General features: G+C 72.5%; 23 protein-coding genes. 10 read left to right on the top strand and 13 right to left on the bottom strand.

Features of this window, described 5'->3' with window-relative positions:
- Positions 1-36: 36 nt before the first annotated feature.
- Entirely contained in the window at positions 37-1,341 is a 1,305-nt protein-coding gene (locus ACIQH8_RS03325) for a 2-oxo acid dehydrogenase subunit E2 (protein WP_400995698.1), read from the bottom strand.
- Entirely contained in the window at positions 1,341-3,527 is a 2,187-nt protein-coding gene (locus ACIQH8_RS03330) for a thiamine pyrophosphate-dependent enzyme (RefSeq protein ID WP_400994738.1), read from the bottom strand. Before ACIQH8_RS03330 ends, ACIQH8_RS03325 begins: the two co-directional genes overlap by 1 nt.
- A 157-nt stretch (positions 3,528-3,684) precedes the next feature.
- Here ACIQH8_RS03330 and ACIQH8_RS03335 point away from each other — a divergent pair, with 157 nt between their 5' ends.
- Complete coding sequence (locus ACIQH8_RS03335; protein WP_400994740.1) at positions 3,685-4,212, top strand: VOC family protein; 528 nt, start codon at positions 3,685-3,687, stop codon at positions 4,210-4,212.
- A 10-nt stretch (positions 4,213-4,222) separates the two neighbouring features.
- Positions 4,223-4,906 (top strand): GntR family transcriptional regulator, encoded by a 684-nt coding sequence (locus ACIQH8_RS03340; protein ID WP_400994743.1) that lies wholly within the window; start codon positions 4,223-4,225, stop codon positions 4,904-4,906.
- Between the two features lie 11 nt (positions 4,907-4,917).
- On the opposite strand, the gene ACIQH8_RS03345 is transcribed toward ACIQH8_RS03340, so the two are convergent.
- Positions 4,918-5,946, bottom strand: coding sequence for a ketopantoate reductase family protein (locus tag ACIQH8_RS03345; protein WP_400994746.1), 1,029 nt, complete (start codon positions 5,944-5,946; stop codon positions 4,918-4,920).
- Between the two features lie 141 nt (positions 5,947-6,087).
- On the opposite strand from ACIQH8_RS03345, the gene ACIQH8_RS03350 reads away from it, so the two are divergent.
- On the top strand, positions 6,088-6,399 hold the full coding sequence (locus tag ACIQH8_RS03350; RefSeq protein ID WP_400994748.1) for a Dabb family protein: 312 nt from the start codon (positions 6,088-6,090) through the stop codon (positions 6,397-6,399).
- 5 nt (positions 6,400-6,404) lie between these two features.
- Positions 6,405-7,460, top strand: coding sequence for a zinc-binding dehydrogenase (locus ACIQH8_RS03355; protein WP_400995701.1), 1,056 nt, complete (start codon positions 6,405-6,407; stop codon positions 7,458-7,460).
- A gap of 9 nt (positions 7,461-7,469) precedes the next feature.
- Here ACIQH8_RS03355 and ACIQH8_RS03360 read toward each other — a convergent pair whose 3' ends face one another.
- Positions 7,470-8,231: a helix-turn-helix domain-containing protein gene (locus ACIQH8_RS03360; protein ID WP_400994751.1), complete on the bottom strand. Its 762-nt coding sequence runs from the start codon at positions 8,229-8,231 to the stop codon at positions 7,470-7,472.
- 85 nt (positions 8,232-8,316) lie between these two features.
- Between ACIQH8_RS03360 and ACIQH8_RS03365 the strand changes: the two genes are divergently transcribed.
- Entirely contained in the window at positions 8,317-9,699 is a 1,383-nt protein-coding gene (locus tag ACIQH8_RS03365; protein ID WP_400994754.1) for a M24 family metallopeptidase, read from the top strand.
- Positions 9,696-10,568 (top strand): NAD(P)-dependent oxidoreductase, encoded by an 873-nt coding sequence (locus tag ACIQH8_RS03370; RefSeq protein WP_400994756.1) that lies wholly within the window; start codon positions 9,696-9,698, stop codon positions 10,566-10,568. The genes ACIQH8_RS03365 and ACIQH8_RS03370 overlap by 4 nt, the downstream gene beginning before the upstream one ends.
- Before the next feature lie 61 nt (positions 10,569-10,629).
- Here the strand turns inward: ACIQH8_RS03370 and ACIQH8_RS03375 are convergent, their stop codons facing one another.
- Positions 10,630-11,343 carry an SDR family NAD(P)-dependent oxidoreductase gene (locus ACIQH8_RS03375; protein WP_400994758.1) on the bottom strand — a complete coding sequence of 238 codons (714 nt, stop codon included), beginning with the start codon at positions 11,341-11,343 and terminating at the stop codon, positions 10,630-10,632.
- 167 nt (positions 11,344-11,510) lie between these two features.
- Between ACIQH8_RS03375 and ACIQH8_RS03380 the strand changes: the two genes are divergently transcribed.
- Positions 11,511-12,953, top strand: coding sequence for an amidohydrolase family protein (locus tag ACIQH8_RS03380; protein ID WP_400994760.1), 1,443 nt, complete (start codon positions 11,511-11,513; stop codon positions 12,951-12,953).
- 66 nt (positions 12,954-13,019) lie between these two features.
- On the opposite strand, the gene ACIQH8_RS03385 is transcribed toward ACIQH8_RS03380, so the two are convergent.
- The 7 genes from ACIQH8_RS03385 to ACIQH8_RS03415 all read right to left on the bottom strand — a co-directional run bounded on the left by ACIQH8_RS03385 (position 13,020) and on the right by ACIQH8_RS03415 (position 20,329).
- On the bottom strand, positions 13,020-14,144 hold the full coding sequence (locus tag ACIQH8_RS03385) for an SIS domain-containing protein (RefSeq protein WP_400994762.1): 1,125 nt from the start codon (positions 14,142-14,144) through the stop codon (positions 13,020-13,022).
- Entirely contained in the window at positions 14,141-14,872 is a 732-nt protein-coding gene (locus ACIQH8_RS03390; protein ID WP_400994765.1) for an ATP-binding cassette domain-containing protein, read from the bottom strand. Before ACIQH8_RS03390 ends, ACIQH8_RS03385 begins: the two co-directional genes overlap by 4 nt.
- Positions 14,869-16,095, bottom strand: coding sequence for an alanine racemase (locus ACIQH8_RS03395; RefSeq protein ID WP_400994768.1), 1,227 nt, complete (start codon positions 16,093-16,095; stop codon positions 14,869-14,871). Before ACIQH8_RS03395 ends, ACIQH8_RS03390 begins: the two co-directional genes overlap by 4 nt.
- Before the next feature lie 3 nt (positions 16,096-16,098).
- Entirely contained in the window at positions 16,099-17,079 is a 981-nt protein-coding gene (locus tag ACIQH8_RS03400) for an ABC transporter permease (RefSeq protein WP_400994770.1), read from the bottom strand.
- The gene (locus ACIQH8_RS03405) at positions 17,076-18,113 is read right to left on the bottom strand and encodes an ROK family protein (RefSeq protein WP_400994773.1); all 1,038 of its coding nucleotides are present in this window, start codon (positions 18,111-18,113) and stop codon (positions 17,076-17,078) included. Before ACIQH8_RS03405 ends, ACIQH8_RS03400 begins: the two co-directional genes overlap by 4 nt.
- Positions 18,110-19,117 (bottom strand): phosphotriesterase, encoded by a 1,008-nt coding sequence (locus ACIQH8_RS03410; protein WP_400994776.1) that lies wholly within the window; start codon positions 19,115-19,117, stop codon positions 18,110-18,112. Before ACIQH8_RS03410 ends, ACIQH8_RS03405 begins: the two co-directional genes overlap by 4 nt.
- Positions 19,118-19,195: 78 nt before the next feature.
- Positions 19,196-20,329 carry a substrate-binding domain-containing protein gene (locus ACIQH8_RS03415; RefSeq protein WP_400994779.1) on the bottom strand — a complete coding sequence of 378 codons (1,134 nt, stop codon included), beginning with the start codon at positions 20,327-20,329 and terminating at the stop codon, positions 19,196-19,198.
- A 217-nt stretch (positions 20,330-20,546) separates the two neighbouring features.
- Here ACIQH8_RS03415 and ACIQH8_RS03420 point away from each other — a divergent pair, with 217 nt between their 5' ends.
- Both ACIQH8_RS03420 and ACIQH8_RS03425 read left to right on the top strand, forming a co-directional pair.
- A complete protein-coding gene (locus ACIQH8_RS03420) occupies positions 20,547-21,704 on the top strand; it encodes an ROK family transcriptional regulator (RefSeq protein WP_400994781.1) in 1,158 nt (385 codons plus the stop codon).
- 70 nt (positions 21,705-21,774) lie between these two features.
- A complete protein-coding gene (locus ACIQH8_RS03425) occupies positions 21,775-22,032 on the top strand; it encodes a DUF4190 domain-containing protein (RefSeq protein WP_400994783.1) in 258 nt (85 codons plus the stop codon).
- A gap of 243 nt (positions 22,033-22,275) precedes the next feature.
- Here the strand turns inward: ACIQH8_RS03425 and ACIQH8_RS03430 are convergent, their stop codons facing one another.
- Positions 22,276-22,884, bottom strand: coding sequence for a dienelactone hydrolase family protein (locus ACIQH8_RS03430; protein ID WP_400994785.1), 609 nt, complete (start codon positions 22,882-22,884; stop codon positions 22,276-22,278).
- Positions 22,885-22,927: 43 nt separating this feature from the next.
- Between ACIQH8_RS03430 and ACIQH8_RS03435 the strand changes: the two genes are divergently transcribed.
- Positions 22,928-23,572, top strand: a complete 645-nt coding sequence (locus ACIQH8_RS03435; protein WP_400994787.1) for a TetR/AcrR family transcriptional regulator — start codon at positions 22,928-22,930, stop codon at positions 23,570-23,572.
- Positions 23,573-23,645 lie beyond the last annotated feature (73 nt).

Consider the following 23,645-nt stretch of genomic DNA (forward strand, 5'->3'; position numbering starts at 1 on the left):
GTCGATGACGCCCCGCCGGGCCCGCGCAGTCGTCGGCTACAGCAGGATCGAGAGCGGCTGCTCGATGCGGCGGACGAACGCCGCCATCCACTGCGCCGCCAGCGCGCCGTCGATGACCCGATGATCGGCCGAGAGCGTCACGGTCATCACCGAGCCCACGGTGAGCCCGCCATCGTCGTCCACGAGCGGCACCCGGCGCGCGGCGCCGACCGCGAGGATGCCCGCATGGGGCGGACTGATGATCGCAGAGAACTCGGCCGTGCCGAACATCCCGAGGTTCGAGACGCTGAAGCTGCCGCCCTCGAGCTCGTCCTGCCGAAGGCGACCCGACCGGCCGCGCTCGACGAGGTCGGCGACCGTCTCGGCGACCTCCACGAGCCCGAGCCGGTCGATGCCGCGCACGACTGGCGTGAGCAGGCCGCCGTCGATGGAGACCGCGACGGCGATGTCGACCGACCGGTGCCGTCGGATCACCGTGCCGCCCCACGTGGCGTTCGCCTCGGGGACGTCGGCGAACGCCCCCGCGCACGCCTTCAGCACGAAGTCGTTCAGCGAGACGCGCGTCGGCGCCGCCTCGTTCACCCGACGCCGCAGCTCGAGCAGTTCGTCGACGCAGCAGTCGGCGGTGAGGAAGAAGTGCGGGACGGTCGTCGTGCTCTCGGTGACGCGGCGGGCGATCGCACGGCGCATGGGCGTGAGCGGGATCTCCTCGACGTCGTCGGCGGCCGGCGCGGCGACCACCGGCGCCGCGCCCGTCGGCGGGCCGTCCGCCCGCCCGCTCGCCGTCGCCGCTGCCGGCCCGGCCGCGTGCGCCTCGAGGTCCCGTCGCACGATCCGGCCGCCGGGACCGGTGCCGGCGATGCCGGACAGGTCGACGCCCTGCTCGCGGGCGAGGCGCCGCACGATCGGGCTCGCGAACCGGCGCGTCGCGCCGTCGCCCTCGGAGCCGTCGTCGGCGGCGATGCGCTCGGCGACCGGCGCGCCCGACTCGGGGTCGGCGGCCGAGCCCGTCGCGGGCGTCGACGCGGACGCCTCGACGTCGGTGGGCGTCGTCGGCACCACGGTGCTCGCGCCCGGCAGGTCCGCATCGTCGACCGATTCGCCCGCCTCGCCGATGACCGCGATCGGCTCGCCGATGGCCACCGCGGCACCCGCCTCGACGAGCAGCCGCAGCACCGTGCCATCCGACTCGGCCGCGTACTCGACCACGGCCTTCTCGGTCTCGACCTCGGCGAGCGGCGTGCCGACCGACACCTCCTGGCCGGGTTCGACGAGCCAGGCCTGGATCGCCGCCTCCGTCACGCCGGTGAGCACCTCGGGCATGCGGACCACCGTGGCCATCACGCACCGCCCATTCCCGCGCGGAGCACCTCGATGCCGGCCACGACCTCCTCGGTGCGGGCGATCGCCGCGCGCTCGAGCACCTTCGAGATGCTCGGACTCGCCTCGCCGCCGGTCACCCGCTGCACGGGCTGGTCGAGCCAGTCGAAGTACCGCCGCTGGATCTCGTCGGCGAGCCATCCGCCGTACGAGGTGCCCCTCGCGCCCTGTTCGACGATGAGCACGGCGTTGGTCTTCTTCACCGACGCCCCGATCGTCTCCCAGTCGATGGAGGCGCGGTCGAGCCAGCGGAGGTCGATGACGTCGGCGTCGAAGCCGGTCCGATCGACCGCCTCGAGGCAGTGCCGCACCATCGAGAGGTAGCTGATGATCGTCGCGTCTGCACCCTCGCGCCGCACGCCGGCGCGGCCGAACGGCAGCTGGTAGTCGAGGTCGCCCTCGGGGATCTCGTCGGCGGTGCCGTAGAGGTCGATGTGCTCGATCACCAGCACCGGGTCCTCGAGTGCGAGCGCGGTGTTCATGAGCCCCACGTAGTCGGCCGCGGTCGACGGGGCGACGATGCGCCATCCGGGGCTGGTCGCGAAGATGCCGGCGGGGTCCATGAGGTGCTGCGATCCGTAGCCGGAGCCCATCGCGACCTTCGTGCGCAGCACGAGCGGCACCGGGTTCACGCCGCCGAACATGTGCCGCGCCTTGCCGATCTGGTTGAAGACCTGGTCGGCGGCGACCCACATGAAGTCGGGGTACATGAACTCGACGACGGGGCGGAACCGCCCGTCGAGGGCCATGCCGCCGCCGAGCCCGACGAAGGCGTTCTCGCTGATCGGCGTGCCGAGCACGCGCCCGGGGAAGCGGGCCGCGAGCCCCTTCGTCGCGCCGTTCGTGCCGCCGGCGAGGCGGTGCACGTCCTCGCCGAGCACGATGATGCGCTCGTCCTCCTCCATGCGGCGACCCATGACGGATGCCACGGCGTCGACGAACTTCGTCGGCGTCATCGGCACGTCGGCGCCGATGGGTTCGAGCGTGCGGGCGTCGGCGAGTTCGCTCGCGTCGCCGCGGACGCCGACGTCGACGAACTCGGGGTCGGGCCAGAGGTCCGGGCGGATGCGCCGCTTGCCGGGCCGTTCGGGGTCGTCCTCGAGCAGCTCGCCGGTCGCGGCGCGCATCGCGGCCTGCGCCTGCTCGCGCACGCCCGCGACGTCGTCGGGGGAGGCGAGCCCGATCCGCTCCAGCTCGCGGGCGACTCGGAGCAGCGGGTCGCGCTCGCGCCACTCCGACTCCTCCTCCTTTGTCCGGTAGCCGAAGGCGCTGCCCGGGTAGGGGCCGTTCTGGTGGAAGTAGCGGTAGACCTCCGCCTCGATGACGGCGGGCCCGTCGCCGGCGCGGAGCACCCCCTCGGCCTCGCGCATGGCGAGGTGCACGGCGAGCGGATCCATGCCGTCGACCCGCCACGCGGGGATCGCGAAGCCCAGGCCGCGCGCGGAGAGCCGTGGTTCGGCCGTCGACTCGTCGACGTTCGTCGAGACGGCGTACCGGTTGTTCTCGATGAAGAACGTGAAGGGCAGCTTCCACGCGGCGGCGAGGTTCATCGACTCGAGCACGGAGCCGATGTTCACCGCGCCGTCGCCGAAGTAGCTCACGGTGAGGTCGCTCGTGCCCGCGTGGCGCTGCGCCCACGCGTTGCCGGCGCCCATCGGCACCCCGCCGCCGACGATCGCGTTGGTGCCGAGCGCGCCGGCCTCGAACCACTGCAGGTGCATCGACCCCCCGCGGCCACGGCAGTATCCCTGTGCGAGCCCGAGGATCTCGGCGAGCGTGCGCCGCAGCACCTCCTTTACGGGCGGGGTGACGATCGCGGCGAGTTCGTGGCGGCCGCCCGCGACGTGCGTGAGCGCCTTGGCGAGGAACTGGTGGTGGCCGCGGTGCGAGCCGTTGATCGCGTCGCTCGAGCGGAGGCCGATGATCGAGCCGACCGCTCCGCCCTCCTGGCCGATGCTCGAGTGCGCCGGACCGTGCACGAGCGCCTCGCCGGCGAGCTCGAGCACGGTCTCCTCGAAGGCGCGGATCAGGTGGAGCTGGGCGAGCATTCCCGTCAGGAGATCGGGGTCGGCCGCCTCCCAGTCCTCCGGCGTCGTCACGAGTTCGACCCATGGCCGGGCCGGGTCGAGCGGTCTGCGGTCGGGCATCGTCCCTCTTCCCCATCGACGAAGGATGCGTGGCGCACACGGATGCGCTGGTGCCGATGGTAGTCCCGATTGCATCCAATCGGAAGGCTCAGCCCACGGATTGCTCGACTTCAAGCGCGTTTCGCGCCATGCTTGTATCCAATCAAGGAGGATTGCGATGCCACTCCCCGGGATGCGCGGCAGCGACCACTTCGGCGTCACGGTGCCCGACCTCGACGAGGCCGACGACTTCCTCGTGCGCGTGCTCGGTGCCGAGCGCTTCTACGAACTCGGCCCGTTCGCGTTCGACGAGGGCGACTGGATGGCCGAGCACCTGAACGTCCACCCCCGCACCGTGATGCGCCGGCTCCGGTTCTACCGCCTCGGCAACGGCACGAACCTCGAGGTCTTCGAGTACGAGCCGGCCGACGGGCAACGGCCGGTGCCCCGCAACAGCGACCTCGGCGGCCACCACCTGGCGATCTACGTCGACGACCTCGACGCCGCCGTCGACTTCCTGCGCGCCGAGGGCGTGCGGGTGCTCGGCGAGCCGACGGCGAGCCGCAATGCGAGCGAGGGGCAGCGCTGGGTCTACTTCCTGAGCCCGTGGGGCATGCAGTTCGAGCTCGTCAGCTACCCGGACGGCAAGGCGTACGAGCGCGGCCTCGACCGCACGCTGTGGCATCCCGTCCATCCGGAGCGGTAGGCATGAGGGCATGACCACCACGACGGGCGAGCGCGGCACGCGCGGCGGCGACGCGGGCGCCCGGATCGCCGAGCGGCTGCGCGACCGGATCCTCCGCGGCGAGGTGCCGCCCGGCACGCGCATCCGGCAGGAGGACGTCGCCGCGCAGTTCGGTGCGAGCCGGGTACCCGTGCGCGAGGCCCTCCGCATCCTCGAGCACGACGGACTGGTCACGCTCGTCGCCAACACCGGAGCGTGGGTCTCGCGCCTCACGCTCGAGGAGTGCGACGAGATCTACCAGATGCGCGAGCGACTGGAGCCCCTGCTGCTCCGCCTCAGCGCACCGCACCTCACCGAGGCCGACCTCGACGAACTGCAGGGCCTGGCCGAGCGGATGTCGGCGACCACCGACGTCGACGAGTTCCTGGAACTCGACCGCGCGTTCCACCTCGGCGGCTACCGCGGGGCGACCACGACCCAGCTCGGCGAACTCGTCGTGAAGCTGTGGAACACGACCCAGCCCTACCGCCGGGCCTACTCGCGCTCGATGGGCGCCGACGCCGCGCGCATCGTGCACGACGAGCACCACCTCATCGTCGCCGACCTGCGCGACGGCGACGTCGACGACGCCGAGCGCGTGCTCGCCGGACACATCCGGCGCACGAGGCGACGGCTGTCGCGGCATCCGGAGCTCTTCGAGGCTCTGCAGGCGTAGCGCGCGCCGGCTCAGCCGAGCGCGGCGACGAGCGCGGCGAGGTGGGATGGCGCGGGCTCCAGCTCGCCGCGCTCGATGCGGTGCGCGAGCACGACGACCGCCTCGTTGACCGGCGTCGGGATGCCGAGCCGGCCACCCTCGGCGACGACGTGACCGTTGAGGTCGTCGACCTCGCTGTGCCGGCCCTTGCGCCAGTCCTGCAGGACGGTCGTGGTCGCGCCGGGCACGACGAAGCCCGCGAACAGCTTGTCGGTCATGATGTCGACGACCCTGCCGGGATCGGCGACCTCGCTCGCGTCGAGGCCGAAGATCGGCAGCACCGGATGCCCCAGCGCCCGGCCGACCGCGAGGGCCTCGTTGCCCGCGGCGACCATCACGTCGCGGAATCGCGGTGCGTGCAGCGCGTCGAGCATGGGCAGGCCGAGGATCGCCGAGGTGACGAGCAGCGTGCAGTTGCTGACGAGCTTCATCCACTTCGCGGCCTGGATGTCGTCGACGGGCTGGACGGTGCCGGAATGGTGCAGCAGCGCGGAGATCTCGCCCACCCGCTCGGCCGGTCCGCCGGGCAGCGCGCCCACGGCGAACCATGATCGGGGCACGCCCGTGTGGCGGTGCACGATGCCCGGTTCGTCCATCGTCGCGGAGCACTCGATGACCGTGCCGAGCGTGCGACGCGCGCCGACGACGTCTTCGATGACCGGCGCGGTCATGCCGTTCTGCACGCCCACGAGCAGGCCGTCGTCCGCGAGGTACGGCTCGATGAGCTGCGCCGCCCAGCGCGAGTCGTAGGCCTTCATGAGCATGAGCACGACGTCGAACGGATGCCGCAGCTCGGCGACCTCGCAGAGGTGCATCGTGCGCGGGCGCACGTGGAGCTCGCCCTCGGGCGACTCGATCCGGAGCCCCTCGGCGCGCATGCGTTCGACGTGGGCGGGCCACTGCTCGATGAGCACGACGTCGAGCCCCGCCGCGGTGAGGTCGGCCCCGATCGAACCGCCGTTCGCACCCGCACCCAGGACCGCGATCCGCTGCTCGCCCATGACGCCTCCGCACCCCCACCGGAACGCGACGAGAATACAGCAGGGATGTACACGATTGCGCGAATCCGCTGCTAATTTGGAGCGGAACGGTATCGCGTGTTCATCATCGGTGAACACTTCTCGACGACGAGAGCAGGGGCCATGATCCTCCACATCGCGACCTTCCGCTGGAAGGACGACGTCACCGAAGCGGATGTCGCGGACCTCACCGAGGCCCTGCTCGACATGGCGTCGCGCATCGGCGAGATCCGCTCGTACACGGCCGGACCGAACCTGCACCTGCGGCCCGGGGGCGCCGACTACGGCGTCGCCGCGCTCGTCGATGATGCGGCCGGCCTCGACGCGTACCTGGATCATCCGGAGCACAAGGCGGTCTACGACCGGCTCCTGGGTCGCATGATCGCCGAACGCACCGCGGTCCAGCTCCCCCTCGCGGAGGGCTCCTTCGCGTGAGCTCGATGCGCGCCGCCGTGCTGCACGAGGTCGGCACGCTGACGATCGACGAGGTGCCCGTGCCGGTCCCCGATCGCGGCGAGGTCCTCATCCGCGTCGGCGTGTGCGGCGTGTGCGGCAGCGATGCGACGGAGTACGGTCGCGGCCTGGTGCTCGCGCAACCGCCGGTCACGCTCGGGCACGAGTTCGCCGGCGTGGTGGAGGCGGTCGGCGAGGGGGTCGACTCGATCGCCGGCGGCGCGACGGTCGTGTGCGGGGCGGGCGTCTCATGCGGCCAGTGCGGCCCGTGCCGGAGCGGCCGCACCAACCTCTGCCGCAGCTACACCACGATCGGGTTCCACCACGACGGCGGGCTCGCCCAGTACGTCACGGCGCCGGCGGCGATCGTGCTCGACGTGAGCGACTCGGGGTTGCCGATGGACACGCTCGGACTCGCCCAGCCGATGGCGATCGGCGTGCACGCGGTGCGCCGCAGCGGGCTTCGCGCCGGGCAGGATGCGGTCATCGTCGGCGTCGGGGGCATCGGCGCGTTCATCACGTTCGCGGCCGCGGCGACCGGCGCCCGCGTGCTCGTCGTCGACCCGAACGAGGAGCGGCTCGAGCTCGGCGCGCGGCTGGGCGCCGCCGAGACCCTCCGGGCCGGCACGACGCCGCTCGCGGACCGGCTCGCCGAACTCGGCATGAAGCCCGACGTGTTCTTCGAGGTGAGCGGCTCGGCGCCCGGTCTCGCATCCGTGCTGGAGGCCGCGAAGCCGGGTGCGACCATCGTGCCCGTCGGCGTGCAGCGCGGCGAGCCGCAGCTCCATCTCGCGCGCGTCACGCTCGGCGAGTTCCTCGTCGTCGGCACGGTCGCGCACGTGTTCGCGACGGACTTCCCCGAGGCGGTGCGGCTGCTCGGCACCCGGCCGGACTGGTCGGATGTCGCGCCCGATGTCATCCCGCTCGACCGCGTCGTCGACGAGGCGCTCGAGCCGATGCTGCGCGGCGGTCCAAGGCGCATCAAGGCCCTGGTCGACCCGCGGATCTCCGAGCCGCGGCCGGCAGTCCACACGCGGGAGTAGCCCGCAGGCTCAGGCTCCGAGCTCGTCCATCGAGCGCAGCACGTCGACCGCCGAGCCGATCGGAGCACCTCCGGTGGCCGGCTCCGATCCCGGCGCGGCCGGCATCGCCTGGTTCTGCTGACGCCGCCCGACGACGAACCAGACGCCCCTGGCGACCGTGTCGCCCTCGTTCACGTAGAGGTGCGGCCGCACGGAGTCGAACTCGAGCGAGTCGCCCGGACCGAGCCGGTAGGTGTCGAAGTCGAGGTGGAGCGTGAGCTGCCCCTCGACGAGGTAGGCGTACTCGACGCCGGCGTGACGCATGAGCTTGCCCTCGACCGAGCTGCTCGCGCCGGGCTCGTAGGTGACGAGCAGCGCATCGGCCGGACCGCCGCTGCCGGCGGCGAGCCGCTCCCAGCGCACGCCGTTCTCCATCTCGATCACGGGGTTCTCCGCCGCCCGCTGCACGGGAGGCAGTTCGGGCCCGCGGTGGCCGAAGAACGGTGCGGGTGCGGCGCCGGGCGCGCCCATGCCGAGCAGTTCGTCGAGCGAGGCGCCGAGGTGGTTCGCCAGCGCGTAGAGGGTCGCGACCGACGGCTGGGTCTTGCCGATCTCGACCTGCGAAATGAGGCTCGCCGACACCCCGAGCGCCTGCGCGACGCTCCGGAGGCTCATCCCCCGGTTCAGTCGCGCTTCGCGAAGGCGTTCACCGAGGCTGTCCGCCATGTGTGCTCTCCCGTCCATCTGCACGGCCGCTCCGTCGGCCCTGCAGGCCCGGCCGTTGCTGGCCATTCTAGGGCTCGGGACACGATCGAATGTTAAGCTGTGCTGTACGCGGCGTACAGTGGCGCGCGGAGGATCGTCAGGGGAGGTCTCGATGAAGAGCACCGGTTCGACCGGACCGAACGCCGTCGACTGGGAGGAGCGCGTCGACGTCGCCCGGTTGCGCGATGCACGCCTCGCCCGGCTCAAGGCCCAGCTCGAGACATCCGAGCTCGGCGCGGTCCTCGCATTCGACTTCTCGAACATCCGCTACATGAGCGCGACCCACATCGGCACGTGGGCGATGGACAAGCTGATCCGGTTCGCGCTGCTCACCCGCAACACCGATCCGATCGTCTGGGACTTCGGCTCGGCGGCGAAGCACCACGCCCTGTACAACCCGTGGCTCGACCTCACGACGGCCGAGATGGATGCCGACCCGAACGCGCCGCACGAGGGCGCCAAGCGCCCGCGACTCGAGTCCGGCGCCCGCGCCGGCATCTCCACGCTGCGCGGCGCATTCCCGCCCGACGCGGGGATCGCCGAGGGCGTCGCGAAGAAGGTCAGGCGGGAGCTCGAGAAGTTCGGCGTCGCCGACCAGCCGCTCGGCGTCGACGTGATCGAGCTGCCCATCCTCTTCGCCCTCCAGCAGGAGGGCATCCGGGTCGTCGACGGGCAGCAGGTGTTCATGGAGGCGCGGCGCATCAAGACCCCCGACGAGATCCGCCTGCTCACCCAGGCCGCGTCGATGGTGGATGCCGCCTACGAGGAGCTCTACCGGTTCCTCCGCCCCGGCGTGCGCGAGAACGAGGCCGTCGGACTCGTCGCCAAGACGCTCTACGACCTCGGGTCGGAGTACGTCGAGGGCGTGAACGCGATCTCCGGCGAGCGCTGCTCGCCCCACCCGCACGTGTTCTCCGACCGGCTCATCCGCCCCGGCGACCCGGCGTTCTTCGACATCCTGCACAGCTGGAACGGCTACCGCACCTGCTACTACCGCACCTTCGCGGTCGGGTCCGCGAGTTCGGCCCAGCGGGACGCGTACACGAGGGCGCGCGAGTACATGGACCGCGCGATCGCGCTCGTGAAGCCGGGCGCCACCACGGCCGACATCGTGAAGGTGTGGCCGACGGCGCAGGAGTTCGGCTTCCCCGACGAGGAGGCCGCCTTCGCGCTCCAGTACGGCCACGGGGTCGGCCTCTCGATCTGGGAGAAGCCGATCTTCTCCCGGCTGACCTCGCTCGACCACCCCGAGGAACTCCAGGAGGGCATGGTGTTCGCGCTCGAGACGTACTGGCCGTCCTCCGACGGCTGGGGCGCGGCGCGCATCGAGGAGGAGGTGGTCGTCACCGCCGACGGCTGCGAGGTCATCACGAAGTTCCCGGCCGAGGAGCTCATCGTCGCCGGACGCCGCTACTACACGGTCGACGGGCCGCTGAATCTCGAACGCGACTCGCAGTCGCACCGGAACACGACCTGGGGTCGGGGGGAGGCGTGACGGCGACGCTCGGCTTCCTCGGCCTCGGCACCATGGGCGGCGGGATGGCGCGCCGGCTCGTCGACGCCGGTCACGACGTCCGGGTCTGGAACCGGTCGCCCGAGGCGGCCGACGAGCTGGTCGCCGCCGGTGCGGTGCGCGCCGACGCCCCGGGCGACGCGCTCGCGGCCGACGTGTCGTTCTCGATGCTGGCGAACGACGAGGCGGTCGAGGCGGTGCTGACGGATGACGCGATCCGCGCGGCATCCGGGAACACCCACGTCGCGATGGCCTCGATCAGCCCTGCGCTGGCGGACCGCCTGACCGACCGGTTCGCCGCCGCGGGGGCGACCTACGTCGCGGCGCCCGTGCTCGGCCGGCCGGCCGTGGCCGCCGAGGGGCAGCTGAACATCATGGCTGCCGGGCCGGCCGCAGCGGTGGATGCGGTCGAGCCGTACCTGTCGGCCATGGGCAGGCGGATCTGGCGCCTCGGTGAGCGGCCGTCGGTGGCGAACGCAGTGAAGGCCGCGGTGAACTACAACATCATCCACGCCATGCAGGCGCTCGGCGAGTCGATCGCGATGACCGAACGCCAGGGGGTTCCGGCCGAGCAGTTCGTCGACCTGCTCTCGAGCACGCTGTTCGGCGGCGTGGTCTACGGCGGATACGGCGGCATCATCGCGGAACAGCGGTACACGCCGCCGGGATTCCACATCGCGCTCGGCCGCAAGGACCTCGGGCTCGCCGAGGAGGTCGCCGCGGCCGGCGGGGTGACGCTCGCGACGATGCCCGCGCTCGTCGCCGTCTTCGAGCGTGCGATGGCCGACCCCGACCTGAAGGACGCGGACTGGAGCGCGATCGCCGAGGTCAGCCGCCGCGACCTGCTGTGACCGGGCCCGGCGCCGGGGGCCGACCGCGTCGAGTCGTCCGCTCAGGCTGCACACCGCCGCCCTACGTGATGCTCCACCCGCGGTCGACGTAGAGGTTCACGGCCGAGACGCCGCGGTTGCGGAGCAGGAACTGCACCGCGTCGACCACGTCGACCATCGTGGCCAGCTTCCCGCCCGGCGTGCGCCGCTCGTACTGCTCGAGCACGCCCTCGGGCTTGTTCGCCCAGAACGGGCTGTCGCCGATGATGCCGGGGTGCAGCGCGTTGACGCGGATCGGCGCCAGTTCGAGTGCGAGCGTGTTGACGAGCCCCGTCACGCCGCCGTTGATCGACGACACCGTGGTCGAACCCGGGTACGGCAGGTCCTTCGCCCGGCCGCCGAAGAGCACGATCCCGGTGTCGACGCTCGGCTCGAGCCGGTCGATCAGCGCGTGCACCGTCTCGGTGTACCCGATGAGCTTCAGGGTCACCAGGCGCGTGGCCCGGTCGATGTCGTAGTCGCGAACCGTGTTCTGGTCGCGCTCGATCGCAGCGAGCACGAGCCCGTGCACCTGCCCGATCGAGCGGAGCTGCCCGGCGATCGACTTCGGCTCGGAGATGTCGAGGGCGACCCCGCTCGCCAGCGGCCCGAGCGAGCCGGCGATCTCCTCGGTGCGCGTGCGGTCGCGGCCCGTGATCACGACCCGGTCGCCTCGCGCGACCGTGTCGCGGGCGAGTTCGAGCCCGATTCCCGAGGTTCCGCCGACGATGACGATCGTGCGTTCACTGCCTGCCACGGCGCAGCCTCCTGAAAGTGTTACTGGACATCGTTGTGCAGCATTGCTTAACCTGAGTCAAGTCGACCGCTTCGGTGGAAGTCAAGTGGCCCACCGCCCCGACGACCCCGACGGCCGGCCAGCGCGACGACGCGCACGACAGCGAGTCAAGGAGGATGAGCGTCACAATGAGCGGCACCCCGGCACCCATGCCCGGTCAACCCATCGTGTTCCGCAACGGGATCGTCCTGAAGATGGACGACGCCCACACCGTGCTCCCCGAGGGCGACGTCCTCGTCGTCGACGGGAAGATCGCCGAGGTCGGCCCCGACGTGCCGGCTCCGGAGGGCGCGTTCGAGATCGACGCCAGGGGCGGCATCCTGCTTCCCGGCATGGTCGACACGCACCGCCACATGTGGCAGACGGCCATGCGCGCCTACGGCAGCGACTGGACCCTCACGCAGTACTTCGTCTGGTACTACCTCGAGCACGGCATGAAGTTCCGTCCCGAGGATGTCGCGGCAGGCAACCTGATCTCCGCGCTCGACGCCGTCGAGTCCGGCGTGACGACGAGCGTCGACTGGTCGCACGGCCTCCGCACGGTCGACCACGGCGAGGCCGCCTACGAGGCGCTCGCCACCTCGCCCGGCCGGTACGTGCTCGCCTACGGCAACCTCGCGCAGGCGCCCTGGGAGTGGACCCAGGACCCGGCCGTCCGCAACCTCATCGAACGGGCCCGCGACGACTCGCGGATGTTCGGCGCCCAGATCGCGTTCGACGTGCCGGGCGACGAGAGCTTCCCCGAGCAGCCCGCGTTCGACACGGCGCGCGACCTCGGACTGAAGGTCACCACGCACGCGGGCGTGTGGGGTGCGACGAACGACAACGGCATCCGCCTCATGTACGAGCACGGTGCGATGCAGCCCGGCAACATCTACGTGCACGCCGCGACGCTGAGCGACGAGTCGTACCAGATGATCGCCGCGACCGGCGGCTCGGTCGCCCTCGCGACCGAGAGCGAACTGACCTGCGGCCAGGGCTACCCGCCCGCGCACGCGCTGCGCAAGCACGGCATCCCGGCCTCGATGTCGGTCGACACGAGCGTCTGGTTCAGCGCCGACATGTTCTCGGCGATGCGCACGACCATCGGCGCCGATCGCGCGCTCGAGCACTACATCGCCCACCAGACCGACGAGACCGTCACGCACGCGAAGATCCGCGTCGAAGACGTCGTCGACTGGGCGACGCGCGGCGGCGCGAAGGCGCTCGGCAAGTGGGACGAGATCGGCTCGCTCGAGCCCGGCAAGCTCGCCGACGTGGTGCTCATCAAGAACGACGACTCGCCGACGATGGTGCCGATCGTGAACCCGTACGGGCACGTGGTCTACCAGGCGGGCCGCGGCGACGTGCACACCGTGCTCGTCGGCGGCGAGCCGGTCAAGTGGAACGGCAAGCTCGTTGCGGGTGACCTCCCCTCGGCGAAGCGCCAGCTCGAGGACACGGTCGAGTTCCTGCGCTCCGAACTCGGCGAGGAGACGTGGAAGGCGGGCATGAACCCCGAGATCCCGGAGACCGAGATCCTCACCAACCCCTACCAGTACCGGCGCAGCGACGCGCAGCACGCGCACTGACGCGTCGGGAGGACGGGTGGTCCGGTCCGACCCCCACGGGCCGGCCTCCCACCCGTCACCCGCCGGTCATCGGGTGCGCGTCACCTTGCTGAGCCCGACCGGCCGGTCCGGGTCGAGGCCCCGCCGTGCCGAGAGCTCGGCCGCCAGCACCTGCAGCGGGAGGACCTCGAGGACGGGCACGAGTTCGTCCGGAACGCCGGGCGGCGTCTCGATCTGCGCGGCGCCCGGGAGGATGCCCGCACCGACCTCGAGGATCCCGGCCCCTCTCGTCGACGCCGCGGCCGCGAACTCCGCCACCGACTCGCGCCCGGCCGCCGCCCCGGTCAGCGCGACCACGAGGGTCGTGTCGTCGACCTGTCCCAGCGGCCCGTGCGCCGCGTCGGCGGCGCTCCAGCCGGATGCGGCGACGCCCGACGTCTCCATCAGCTTGAGCGCGCCCTCCTTCGCCGTCGCCATCGAACCGCCGCGGCCGACGAGCACGACGCGGTCGGTCCGAGCGTGCTCCGCCGCGATCGGGACGACCTCGCGTGCCAGCCGGTCGAGCAGGCCCTCGGCCTCCACGGCGAGCGATTCGATCTCGTCGGCGAGCGCGGCGAGGTCGTCCCCCGCGACGGCGCGCACGAGGGTCCGGATCGCGAGCAGCTCGGCCGTGTAGCTCTTGGTGGCCGCGACCGAGCGCTCCGGCCCGGCGGCGAGATCGAGGTGCGCGTCGGCGAGTTCGGCGAGCTCGCTCGAGGCGTCGTTGGTGATCGACACGAGCGGCAGGCCGGCGAGGCCGAGCGCCCGCACGGTGGCGATCAGGTCGGGCGATCGACCCGACTGGGAGATCGCGACCTGCACGCCGAGCGGGAACGCCGGCGTCACCCCGAGCACGCTGTGCACGCTCGGCGTCGTCAGGAGCGCCGGGAGGGCGAGGACGCGCTGCACCAGGTACTGGCCGTAGATCGCCGCGTGGTCGCTCGAGCCGCGGGCGACGAACGCCACGAGGTCGGCTGCCGCGTCGCGGACCACGTCGACGGCCGCCTGCCAGGCCGGGCGCTGGGTGGGGATGAGGTCGCGCCACCGGGCGGGCTGCTCCGCGATCTCGGCGCGCATGAGCGCGCCGGGCGCTGCGGGTGCGCCGGGCGCCGCGGGCGCGCCGGGCGCCGCGGGCCCGCCGGGCGCCGTCGGCGCCATCGCACCCCCGCTCACGAGCTCAGCCCCGTGATCATCGACACGAGCTCGTTGTGGCTCGTCTCCGCGACCCGCCGCGTGCCCACCTGCCGCCCACGGCGGAGCACGGTCACGCGGTCGGCGATGCGGAACACCTGCTCCATGTTGTGACTCACGACGAGCACCGCGGCGCCGCGCGCCTTGAGCTTCAGGATGAGCTCCTCGACCTTCGCGGTCTCGGCGACGCCGAGGGCGGCGGTCGGCTCGTCCATGAGCACGAGGCGGCTCGCCCAGTGCGTGGCGCGCGCGATCGCGATCGCCTGCCGCTGCCCGCCCGAGAGGTCGCTCAGCGTGGCCTTCGCCGTCGGGATGCGCACGTCCAGGTCGTCGACGAGCTGCTGCGTCTGTCGCGCCATCTCGGTGCGATCGAGCAGGCCGAACGGCTTCCTCCGCAGTTCCCGGCCGAGGAAGAGGTTCATGTAGACCGGTTGCAGGTCGACGAGCGCCAGGTCCTGGTAGACGACCTCGACGCCGTTCGCACGGGCGTCCGAGGCATCCCGGAACGCGACCCGCTCGCCCCCGAGCCGGATCTCGCCGTCGGTGGGCTGGTGCACGCCCGAGATGATCTTCACGAGCGTGGACTTCCCGGCGCCGTTGTCGCCGACGAGCGCCACGACCTCGCCCGCCTCGACCTCGAGGTCGAAGCGCTCGATCGCGACGATGCCGCCGAAGTGCTTGCTGATGCCCGTCAGGCTGAGCGGGTTCATCGTGCGGTCTCCATTCCCTCGTTCGCGTCGGCGATGCCGAGCGGTCGCGACCCGTCGGCCGACCAGAGCCCCTCGAGCCTCGGTTCGCCCGAAGCGAGGCCGCGGATGCCGGCGGTGAGCGCGCGGGTCACGAACACCTGCGGCCGGAAGCCGAACACGACGGTGTCACCGGGTCGCGCCGCGCCATCCGCCACCGGGATCGTCGCGTAGTAGTCGATCGCCTCGGCCGCGGGCATCTCGACCGCCAGCGGGGTGACGGATGCCGCGTCCGCGTCGCCGCCGACGATGAGCGCCTCGGTCGCGGCCTCCCCCAGCACGGGGTCGACGTAGAGGCCGCCGCCGAAGACGTACGCGCGGTCGTTCCAGAGGTGCGACACCTCGGAGACGTAGGCGATGGCCGGCTCCTCCTCGAGGTCGCGCACGGCGTGCAGCGGCGTCGTGCCGGTGAGCCCGTGGCCGGGTTCGACCTGGGTCGCGCCCGCCTCGGCGAGCCGCGCGAGCGTGGCCGCCGACGTCGTGCCGGGGGCGTTGAGCTGGACGTCGTGGAACCCCTCGGCCTCGAGTTCGCGCTTCGCGCGGGTCAGCGTCGCGAGGTTCGGGGTCGACACGATGTCACCCGCCTCCCGGTCGAACAGGGTGGCCGGGAAGCTCGTGACGCCCGCCACGCGGACACCCGGGATCGCGTCGACGCGTCGCGCCGCGGCGACGACGTCGGCCGCGTCGAAGCCGCCCTCGTGACCGGGGTAGAACCGGTCGCCGTCGGCGACGATGCGCAGCAGCACGTCCTGCACGTATCCGGCGGCGGATGCCGCGGCGCCCGCCTCACGCGCCTTCTCCTCGGAGAACACGGTCCAGTAGCGCGGCCGCAGGGCGGCGGCCTCGTGCGCCCGATGGCGCGGGATCTGCACGAGGTGCCCGACGTGACCGGCGGCGAGCCCGCCGGCGGCAGCCGCGACGGCGCACTCGAGGTCGACGCCCACGGAGTGGGTGATGCCGCCGGCGCGGATGGCGCGCGACGCGTCGGGGTTCCGGCCGATCTGCTTCGTCATCGCGAACGCCGTGAGGCCGAGCCGGGATGCCTCGGCCGCGACGACGGCGCTGTTGCGCTCGACGGCGTCGAGGTCGATCACGTACGCGTTCGGCGGCAGCTCGCCGGAGCGGTGGAGGGCGACGGCGGCGTCGATGAGCCGCGGGTTGCGGCGCCGCAGGAGGGACAGGAACACGGGTCAGCTCCCCTTCTTGCCGCGGAGCGACAGTGAGACGGCGATGAGGATGATGACGCCGCGCACGATCTCCTGCTGCGCGACGGTGAGCCCGGCCAGGAGCAGGCCGTAGTTGATCATGCTCATGAACAGGCTGCCGACGACGGCGCCGATCATCGACGCGCGGCCTCCCGTGAGGGCGGTGCCGCCGACGATCACCGCGGCGAGCACGCTCATGAGGTCGGTCGTGCCGAGGGTGTACGTCGCCCCGGCGAGTCGGCCCGCGTACAGCAGCCCGGCGAGCGCGGCGGTCGCGCCGCTCAGCATGAACACCGCGATGCGCACGCGGGTCACCCTGATGCCCGAGACGCGGGCCGCGGAGGCGTTGTTGCCGACCGCGAGCACGTGCGCGCCGAACCGCCGCTGGCGGAGGACGTGCCATCCGATCGCCGCCGCGACGGCCGACCACCAGATGAGGATCGGGATCCCGAGGAGCGCGCCGCCGCCGAAGATCCAGCCGAACGCCTGGTCGGTGACCGGCACCGACTGCAGGTTCGTGATCTGCTGCGCGAGCCCGGCCACGAGTCCCATGGTCGCGAGCGTCACGAGGAACGACGGGAGCCGCACGACCGTGACGAAGATGCCGTTGACGAGTCCGACGGCGGCGCCGACGGCGAGTCCGGCGAGCGCCGCGACCCACCACGCACCCGTGGTCTGGAGCGCCACGGCGGCCGTGAGCGCGGCGAGTGCGACGGTCGACCCGATCGAGAGGTCGATCTCGCCGAGGCTCAGCACGAACACCGTACCGACCGCCATGATCGTGATCGGCGTCGCCTGCGTGACGATGTTGACGAGCGTCGTGCCGTTCAGGAAGTTCGCGCCCTGCGTGGCTGCGAAGTAGAGGAACACGACGACGAAGCCGACGTAGACGACGTACTGCCGCCACGAGCGGACGACGAGGTGCACCCCCTTCTCGGCGGGCGCCTTGGTCGGGGCGATGGTCATGCGGCGACTCCTTCGTGGGTGCGGCGTGCGGCCGCTCTGGCGAGGTGCAGGGCACCGAGCACGGGCGCCTCGCCGCCCAGCTCGCTGATCGTGACGGGGAGCTCGGGGCGCCCGAGCCGGGCGAGCCAGCCTCGGATGGGTGCGAGCAGTTCGGGGCGGGAGCCGATCCCGCCGCCGAGGACGAACCGGCCGGGATCGACGATCGCGTCGACGGCGGCGATCGCGTGCGCGATCCACTTCGCCTCGTCGTCGAGCGCGGCGACCGCGCCGGCGTCGCCCTGCGCGGCCCGCGAGAACACGTCGCGCGCCGAGGCGCCGTCGCCGAGACGAGCGGCGAGCACGTCGCCCGCGACGACCTCCTCGAGCGGCCCGCGGCGGTGCGTCGCGGGGTCGAGCGGGTCGGCGCCGAGCGGCAGGTAGCCGATCTCGCCGGCCGCGTTGGCGGCGCCGTGCACCAGCGTCCGGTCGAGCACGAGGCCCATGCCGATGCCCGTGCCGATCGAGACGAACGCGAAGTCGTCGTGCGCGGCGCCCACGCCCGCGGCGAGTTCGCCGAGCGCCGCGACGTTGGCGTCGTTCTCGAGGGCGACCGTGCAGCCGAGGGCGAGCGCCAGGTCGTCGGCGAGCCTGAACGAGACGAGATCGCCGAGGTTGGGGGCGTGATCGAATCCGCCGCGCGCCTCGACCGGAACACCCGCGCCGCCGACGCCGACCGCGCGCACCGCGGCGACGGGCGACGCGACCGCGGCGCAGAGTTCGTGCACCACGTCGACGATCTGGGTCGCGAGCGCCCGCCCGCCGCCGTGGACGGTGGCCTGCTCGACCACGGCGAGCGCGGTGCGCGTCTCCGGGCCGTCGCCGCCGTCGCCGCCGTCGCCGCTGTCGAGGCCGGCGATGCCGGCGCGCACCTTGGTGCCGCCGAGGTCGATGCCGACGACGAAGCCGCGCTCGAGACGGTCGCCCGCGCTTCGGTCGCCCGCGACGCGGTCGTCGGCGACGCGGTCGTCCGCGACGCGCTCGCCCGCGCCGCTCACGCGCCGACCCCCAGGAGGCGGGCGGGCGTCCGTGCGGTCATCTGCTCGATCGCCTCGTCGCCCACGCCGAGCTCGGCGAGCGCGGGCAGGAACCGGTCGGCGAGGTACGCGTAGCCGAGCTGCCCGTGCGTGCCCGGATTCATCCACACCTCGGCGCCCGTGAGGTCCTGCGCGAGCACGAGGCGGTCGGCGTAGCCGTCGGCGACGAGTTCGGCCACGAACTCCGCACGCCCGCGGTCCGACCGCGCGAACGACCGCTTGGCGAACTCCCCGTCGGGCCGGTCGGGCACGGGCTCGAGGAAGAAGTCCCACGTCTCCTTGCCGATCGTGTCGACGGCGACGAGTACGCCGCGGTCGAGCACCCGCCGCGCGACGTCGACGCTGAGCTGCGTGTCGAGGTGGCCGATCACGACGCGGTCGAGATCGGCGCCCTCCGACACGAGCAGGTCGACCTGCTCGTGCGCCATGGTGCCGTGCGTCGTGTGGGTCATGATGGCGAGTCCCGTCTCGCGGTGGGCGCGCGCGACGGCGCGCAGCACGCGCTCCTCGAACGGCGTGATCTCGTCGAGGCTCGTCGCCTGCTCGCCGAAGATCCCGGCGCGGATGCCGCTGCCGCCGATGCCGTCGGTCGCGTCGGCGATGAACCGGCTCGCCAGCTCGTCGAGGCTCGCGCTCCGCGCCCAGGCGGGGGCGTACGCCTCGAGGTAGAGCGCGGTGCCGCTGACGATGTGGAGGCCCGTGCGCTCCGAGATCTCGGCCAGCAACGCGACATCCGCCCCCTCGTCGTCTCGCCCGACCACGCCGTACGGCGAGAGGTCGACGACGGTGCCGAAGCCCCGCTCGGCGAGACCGGCCAGCGCGCCGACCGCGAGCTCGACGCGGTCGTCGCGCGCGCCGCCCGTCAGCCACGGCCCGGGTGCGAGCGAGAGCAGGTGCTCGTGGGGCATCACGCGCCCGAGTTCAGTGGACGGCACCCGACCGCGCACGGTCATGACGTCAGCCATCCGACTTCCTTTCGTTCGTGCCGGCGGATCGCCGGTGCGGGAGGGGACGCGAGCGGCTCGCGGCCCCTCCCCCGATGATCAACCGCCGGTGACGCTCGCGGGCGGCTCGACGCCGTAGTCGGCCTCCCAGCCCTCGACGAGGTTGTCGGCGGTCACCTTGGTGGGGTCGGATGCCACGAGCTCGGGCGCGTCCTTGCCGAGCACGCCGTACGCTCCCGCCCGGGCCAGCCCGGCGCCGATGTCGAGCGAGCCGTTGCCGACCATGCCGGCGACGTTCGTGCCGGTCATCATGGCTGCGGCGACGGTCGTGTCGAGGTCGTTGGTGACGACCTGGATGTCGGTGCGCCCTGCGGCGCGGATGGCGGCGAGCACGCCCTGCGCGGCGGTCGCCCACGAGACGTAGATGCCCGTCAGGTTCGGGTTCTTCGCGATCATCGCGGCCGCGGCGGCCTGCGTCGCGGTCTCGTCGGCGAAGCCCTGCTCCTCGACGATCTCGATGTCGGGGTACTCGTAGGCGAGCCAGTCCGTGAACGACTGGTCGCGCTGGTTGGTGAACCAGAAGTTCGCGTTGAACGTGAGGACCCCGACCTCGCCCTCGCCGCCGAGGGCGTCGCCGAGGATCTCGGCGTTCGCGCGGCCGGCCTTCGCGAGGTCCTCCGTGACGATCGAGACGAACTCGTCGCCCGCGGTGTAGCCCTCGGGCGGCGTGGTCATGACGACGAGCTTCGCGCCCGCGTCGAGGATCGGCTGGAACGACTTCGCGGCCGACGTGGGGTCGACGGCGATCGCGACGACGATGTCGGGGTCGAGCGCCATGACCGTCTGGACGTTGTTGGCCTGCGTGCCGGCGTCGAAGTTCGCCTGGGTGCTCGCGACGACCTCGATGCCGAGCTCCTCGAACTCGGCCCGGGCGCCCTCCTCGACGGCGGCGACGAAGTCGCCCGAGGTGTGCCAGACGAAGGCGGCGGTGTAGTCGCCGGCCTCGACCTCGGCGAGCTCGTCGTCGCTGAGCTCGAGCTCGGCGAGTGCGCCGGGCTGCTCGCCGTTGGGGCCCTCGAACTCGAGGCTCGGCTCGGCCGCCGCCTCCTTCGGCTCGGCGGGTTCGGCCGCGGTGCCCTGCGCGGCGCAGCCGCTCAGCAGCAGGGCGGATGCGACGGCGCCGACGAGCGAGACCCGGAGGGCTCGTGTCGGGGTGAACGGTGATCGTGCCATGGTGTGTGCCTTCCCGTGCGGATGTGACCTTGGTGCGACGATCGGCGTCGGTCTCGTGCAGGTCGTCGGTGAGCGTGCGCTGTCATTTTGATTTCATTGCGCAATCAAAGTCAAGACATTTTTCGGAATCCGGCAGCGACGGCCTGCCGTTGCGCCGAGTCGGCCACCATTTCTGCCATGATTTACGCTCAGGCTGATCTGAAATCGGGGAAGGTCGATGGTCAACGACACGCGACAACTGAACCGGATGGCGGTGCTCACCGAGCTCCTGCGGATCCGGCCGGCGAGCCGGAAGCAGCTCGCCGCGGCATCCGGCATCTCCGCGGCGACGGTCACGCGCGCGGTCGAGCAGCTCATCGCCGAGGGCGTCGTGATCGAGGCATCCGAACTGGTGTCGGAGCAGCGGGGCCGCCGGGCGGTGCTGCTCGACATCGTCGCCGATCGCACGTTCGTCGTCGGCGTCGACCTCGGCGCCGCGAGCACGCGCGTCGTCCTCGCCGACCTGGTCGGCGCGCCGATCGCTCGCAGTGAACTCCCGACCCCCGTCGACGCGGACGCCGCCGAACTCGCCGCCTGGCTCGCGTCGACGGCGCGCGACATCGCCGGCGAACGCTGGGATCGGGTGGCCGGACTCCGGCTGGGCCTGCCCGGCGCCGTCGGGCGCGACGGGTCGACCATCTCGAACGCGCCGAACCTCCCGCAGGTCGAGACGCCCGGCTTCCTCGACCTCGTCCGCGACGCCGCGGATCGCCCGGTCGGCGCGGACAACGACGCCAACCTCGCCCTCCTCGGCGAGCAGCACTTCGGCGCCGCGCGCACCGCGCCCACGGCGGTCATGGTCACGATCGGCGCCGGCCTGGGTGCCGGCATCGCGATCGACGGCCGCATCCTCCGCGGCGCTCGAGGTGTCATCGGCGAGTTCGGGCAACTGCCGGCGGGCCCGCTCGGCACCCGCCTCGAACTCATGGTGACCGGCCCCGGCATCATGCGGCTCGCCGCCGAGGCGGGCGTGCACCTCGACTCCCCCGCCGACCTGTTCGCGACGGACGCCTCCGAGCCCGTGCGGTCGCTGCGCGCCCACTTCGACCAGGCGATGCTCATCGTGCTCACCGCCGCCACCGTCTCGTGCGAGCCCGAGGTCATCGTGCTCGGCGGCGGCATCGCGAAGTCCCTCGCCCGCGACCTCGGCCGCTACGAGACCGTGCTCGAGCACCACCTCGGCGCCGCGCCGCGCCTCACCGCCTCAGAGCTCGGCGACTTCGCCGGCGCGACGGGCGCCGTCGTGGCCGCCCTCCACGAGGTGTACCGCGACATGGGCATCGACGAACGCGCCTTCGGCGACCTCCCCGTCGCCGCGGCCGACCCACCCGCGTGAGCGCGCGCCGCCCGATCCGCGGGCCCTTCGGCCCGTGCCGCCGGCATCCGGGCACCGCTACCCTCGCGCCATGACTGCTGCCACCACGCCACAGACCGACCGCTGGAACGTCTTCGCGATCATCGCGTTCGTGACCGTGTGGTTCACGGTCATCCTCGGCCTCATCTTCGGCCACATCGCACTGGCGCAGATCAAGAAGTCGGGTGAGAAGGGCCGCGGGCTCGCCCTCGCCGCCGTGATCATCGGCTGGATCGCCGTCGTGCTCGGCGCGCTCGCCCTGATGCTGTTCCTGATCTTCGGCGGCCTGGCGATCTCCGCCAACACGTAGGCGGCGTCCGCCGCGAGTACGCCGCCGCGAGTATGCAGGATGACCCGCACCATCCACCCCGCACGACACCCATGCGCCGCCTCATCCTGCGAACTCGACGCACCGGGCGAGGCCAGGCGGCGCGCGCCCCCGCGCGCCGCCGCGAGTATGCAGGATGACCCGCACCATCCACCCCGCACCACACCCATGCGCCGCCTCATCCTGCGAATTCGACCCACCGGGCGCGCGCCCGCTCCGCCCGACCTACGAGCGCAGTCCAGCGGGCTCGACCCGCGCGGCGCTCCCCGTCTGCGCGACCCGGCCGAGCCACTCCAGCACCGACACCTCGAGGCGCGCGGCGAGCGCGGCGTCGTGGTCGGCGTTCGTCGGGTCGGCGAACAGGTGCGCCGACCCCGGATACAGCTCGAGCCGGCCTCCCGCCTCGTCGACGAGGCCGCGCGCGACGTCGAGGTCGACCCACGGATCGTGATCGGTGGTGTGGACGGCCAGCGGGACGTCCGTCGGCCACGGTGTTTCGAAGGCCGCCGCCGGAAGGCACCCCGACATGAGCAGCGCCCCGCGGGCGCCGGGCCTGGTCTGCGCGAGCAGCTGCGCCGGCCCGGTGCCGAGCGAGAAGCCGGCGTAGACGAGGTCGGTCGGCAGCGACTGCGCCGCGGCGACCGCGCGATTTGCGAGCTCGGGGATGCCGATCTCGTCGCGGTACGCGACGCCCTCGTCGAGGGTGGCGAAGACCTTGCCGTCGTAGTAGTCGGGCGTGTGCACGACGTGGCCCGCCGACCGCAGCGTCTCGGCGAATGCGAGGACGCCGTCGGTGAGGCCCTGGCCGTGGTGGAAGAGGAGGATCTCGTTCATATTGGACAGTGTACAACTCAATTGTTCACCGTACAATAGCGGGATGGGACGAACCGCCGGACAACGCGCAGGCCTCACCCGCGAGCAGGTCACGGATGCCGCGATGGCGCTCCTCCGAGACGAGGGCCTCGAGGCCGTGTCGATGCGGCGCGTCGCCGACCGGCTCGGCGTCGCCCCGAACAGCCTCTACGCGCACGTGCCCGACAAGGCCGCCCTCGTCGACGACCTGATCGACGCGATGCTGGGCGGCGTCGCCACCCCCACCGACGACGGATGGCGCGCCCGCATCGAGCGCGTCATGCGCGACAGTCGCCGCGAGCTCCTCGCCCACCCCGACCTGGTGCCGTTCGCGCTCGTGCGCCAGTCGGTCGGGCCGAACGCGCTGCGGCTCGGCGAGGTGACCCTCGAGGCCCTTCACGAGGCGGGCATCGACGGGCCGGCCGCCGTCACGGGCCTGCAGGTGCTGCTCGTGCACACGATCGGCTCGGCGGCGTTCGAGACCGGCCGCACGCAGGACCCCGATCCGGCGGCCCGCGGCCGCCGCGGGCGGGAATGGGCGGCCGGCTTCGGCGGACTGACCGGCGAACTCAGCGAGCCGATCTCGCGGTGGAGCGGTGACGAGATCTTCGAGCGCGGGCTGGCGTGGCTGCTCGACGGGCTCGTGGCGGATGCCGCGGCCGCACCCTGATCGGGCGGCGGCGGGACCCGCTCCGACCCGCCGTCGGCGTTCGCACCCGTTCTGGGTACACGGCGGCGCTCGA

This window comes from Agromyces sp. GXQ0307, assembly GCF_044769845.1.
Lineage (GTDB): Bacteria > Actinomycetota > Actinomycetes > Actinomycetales > Microbacteriaceae > Agromyces.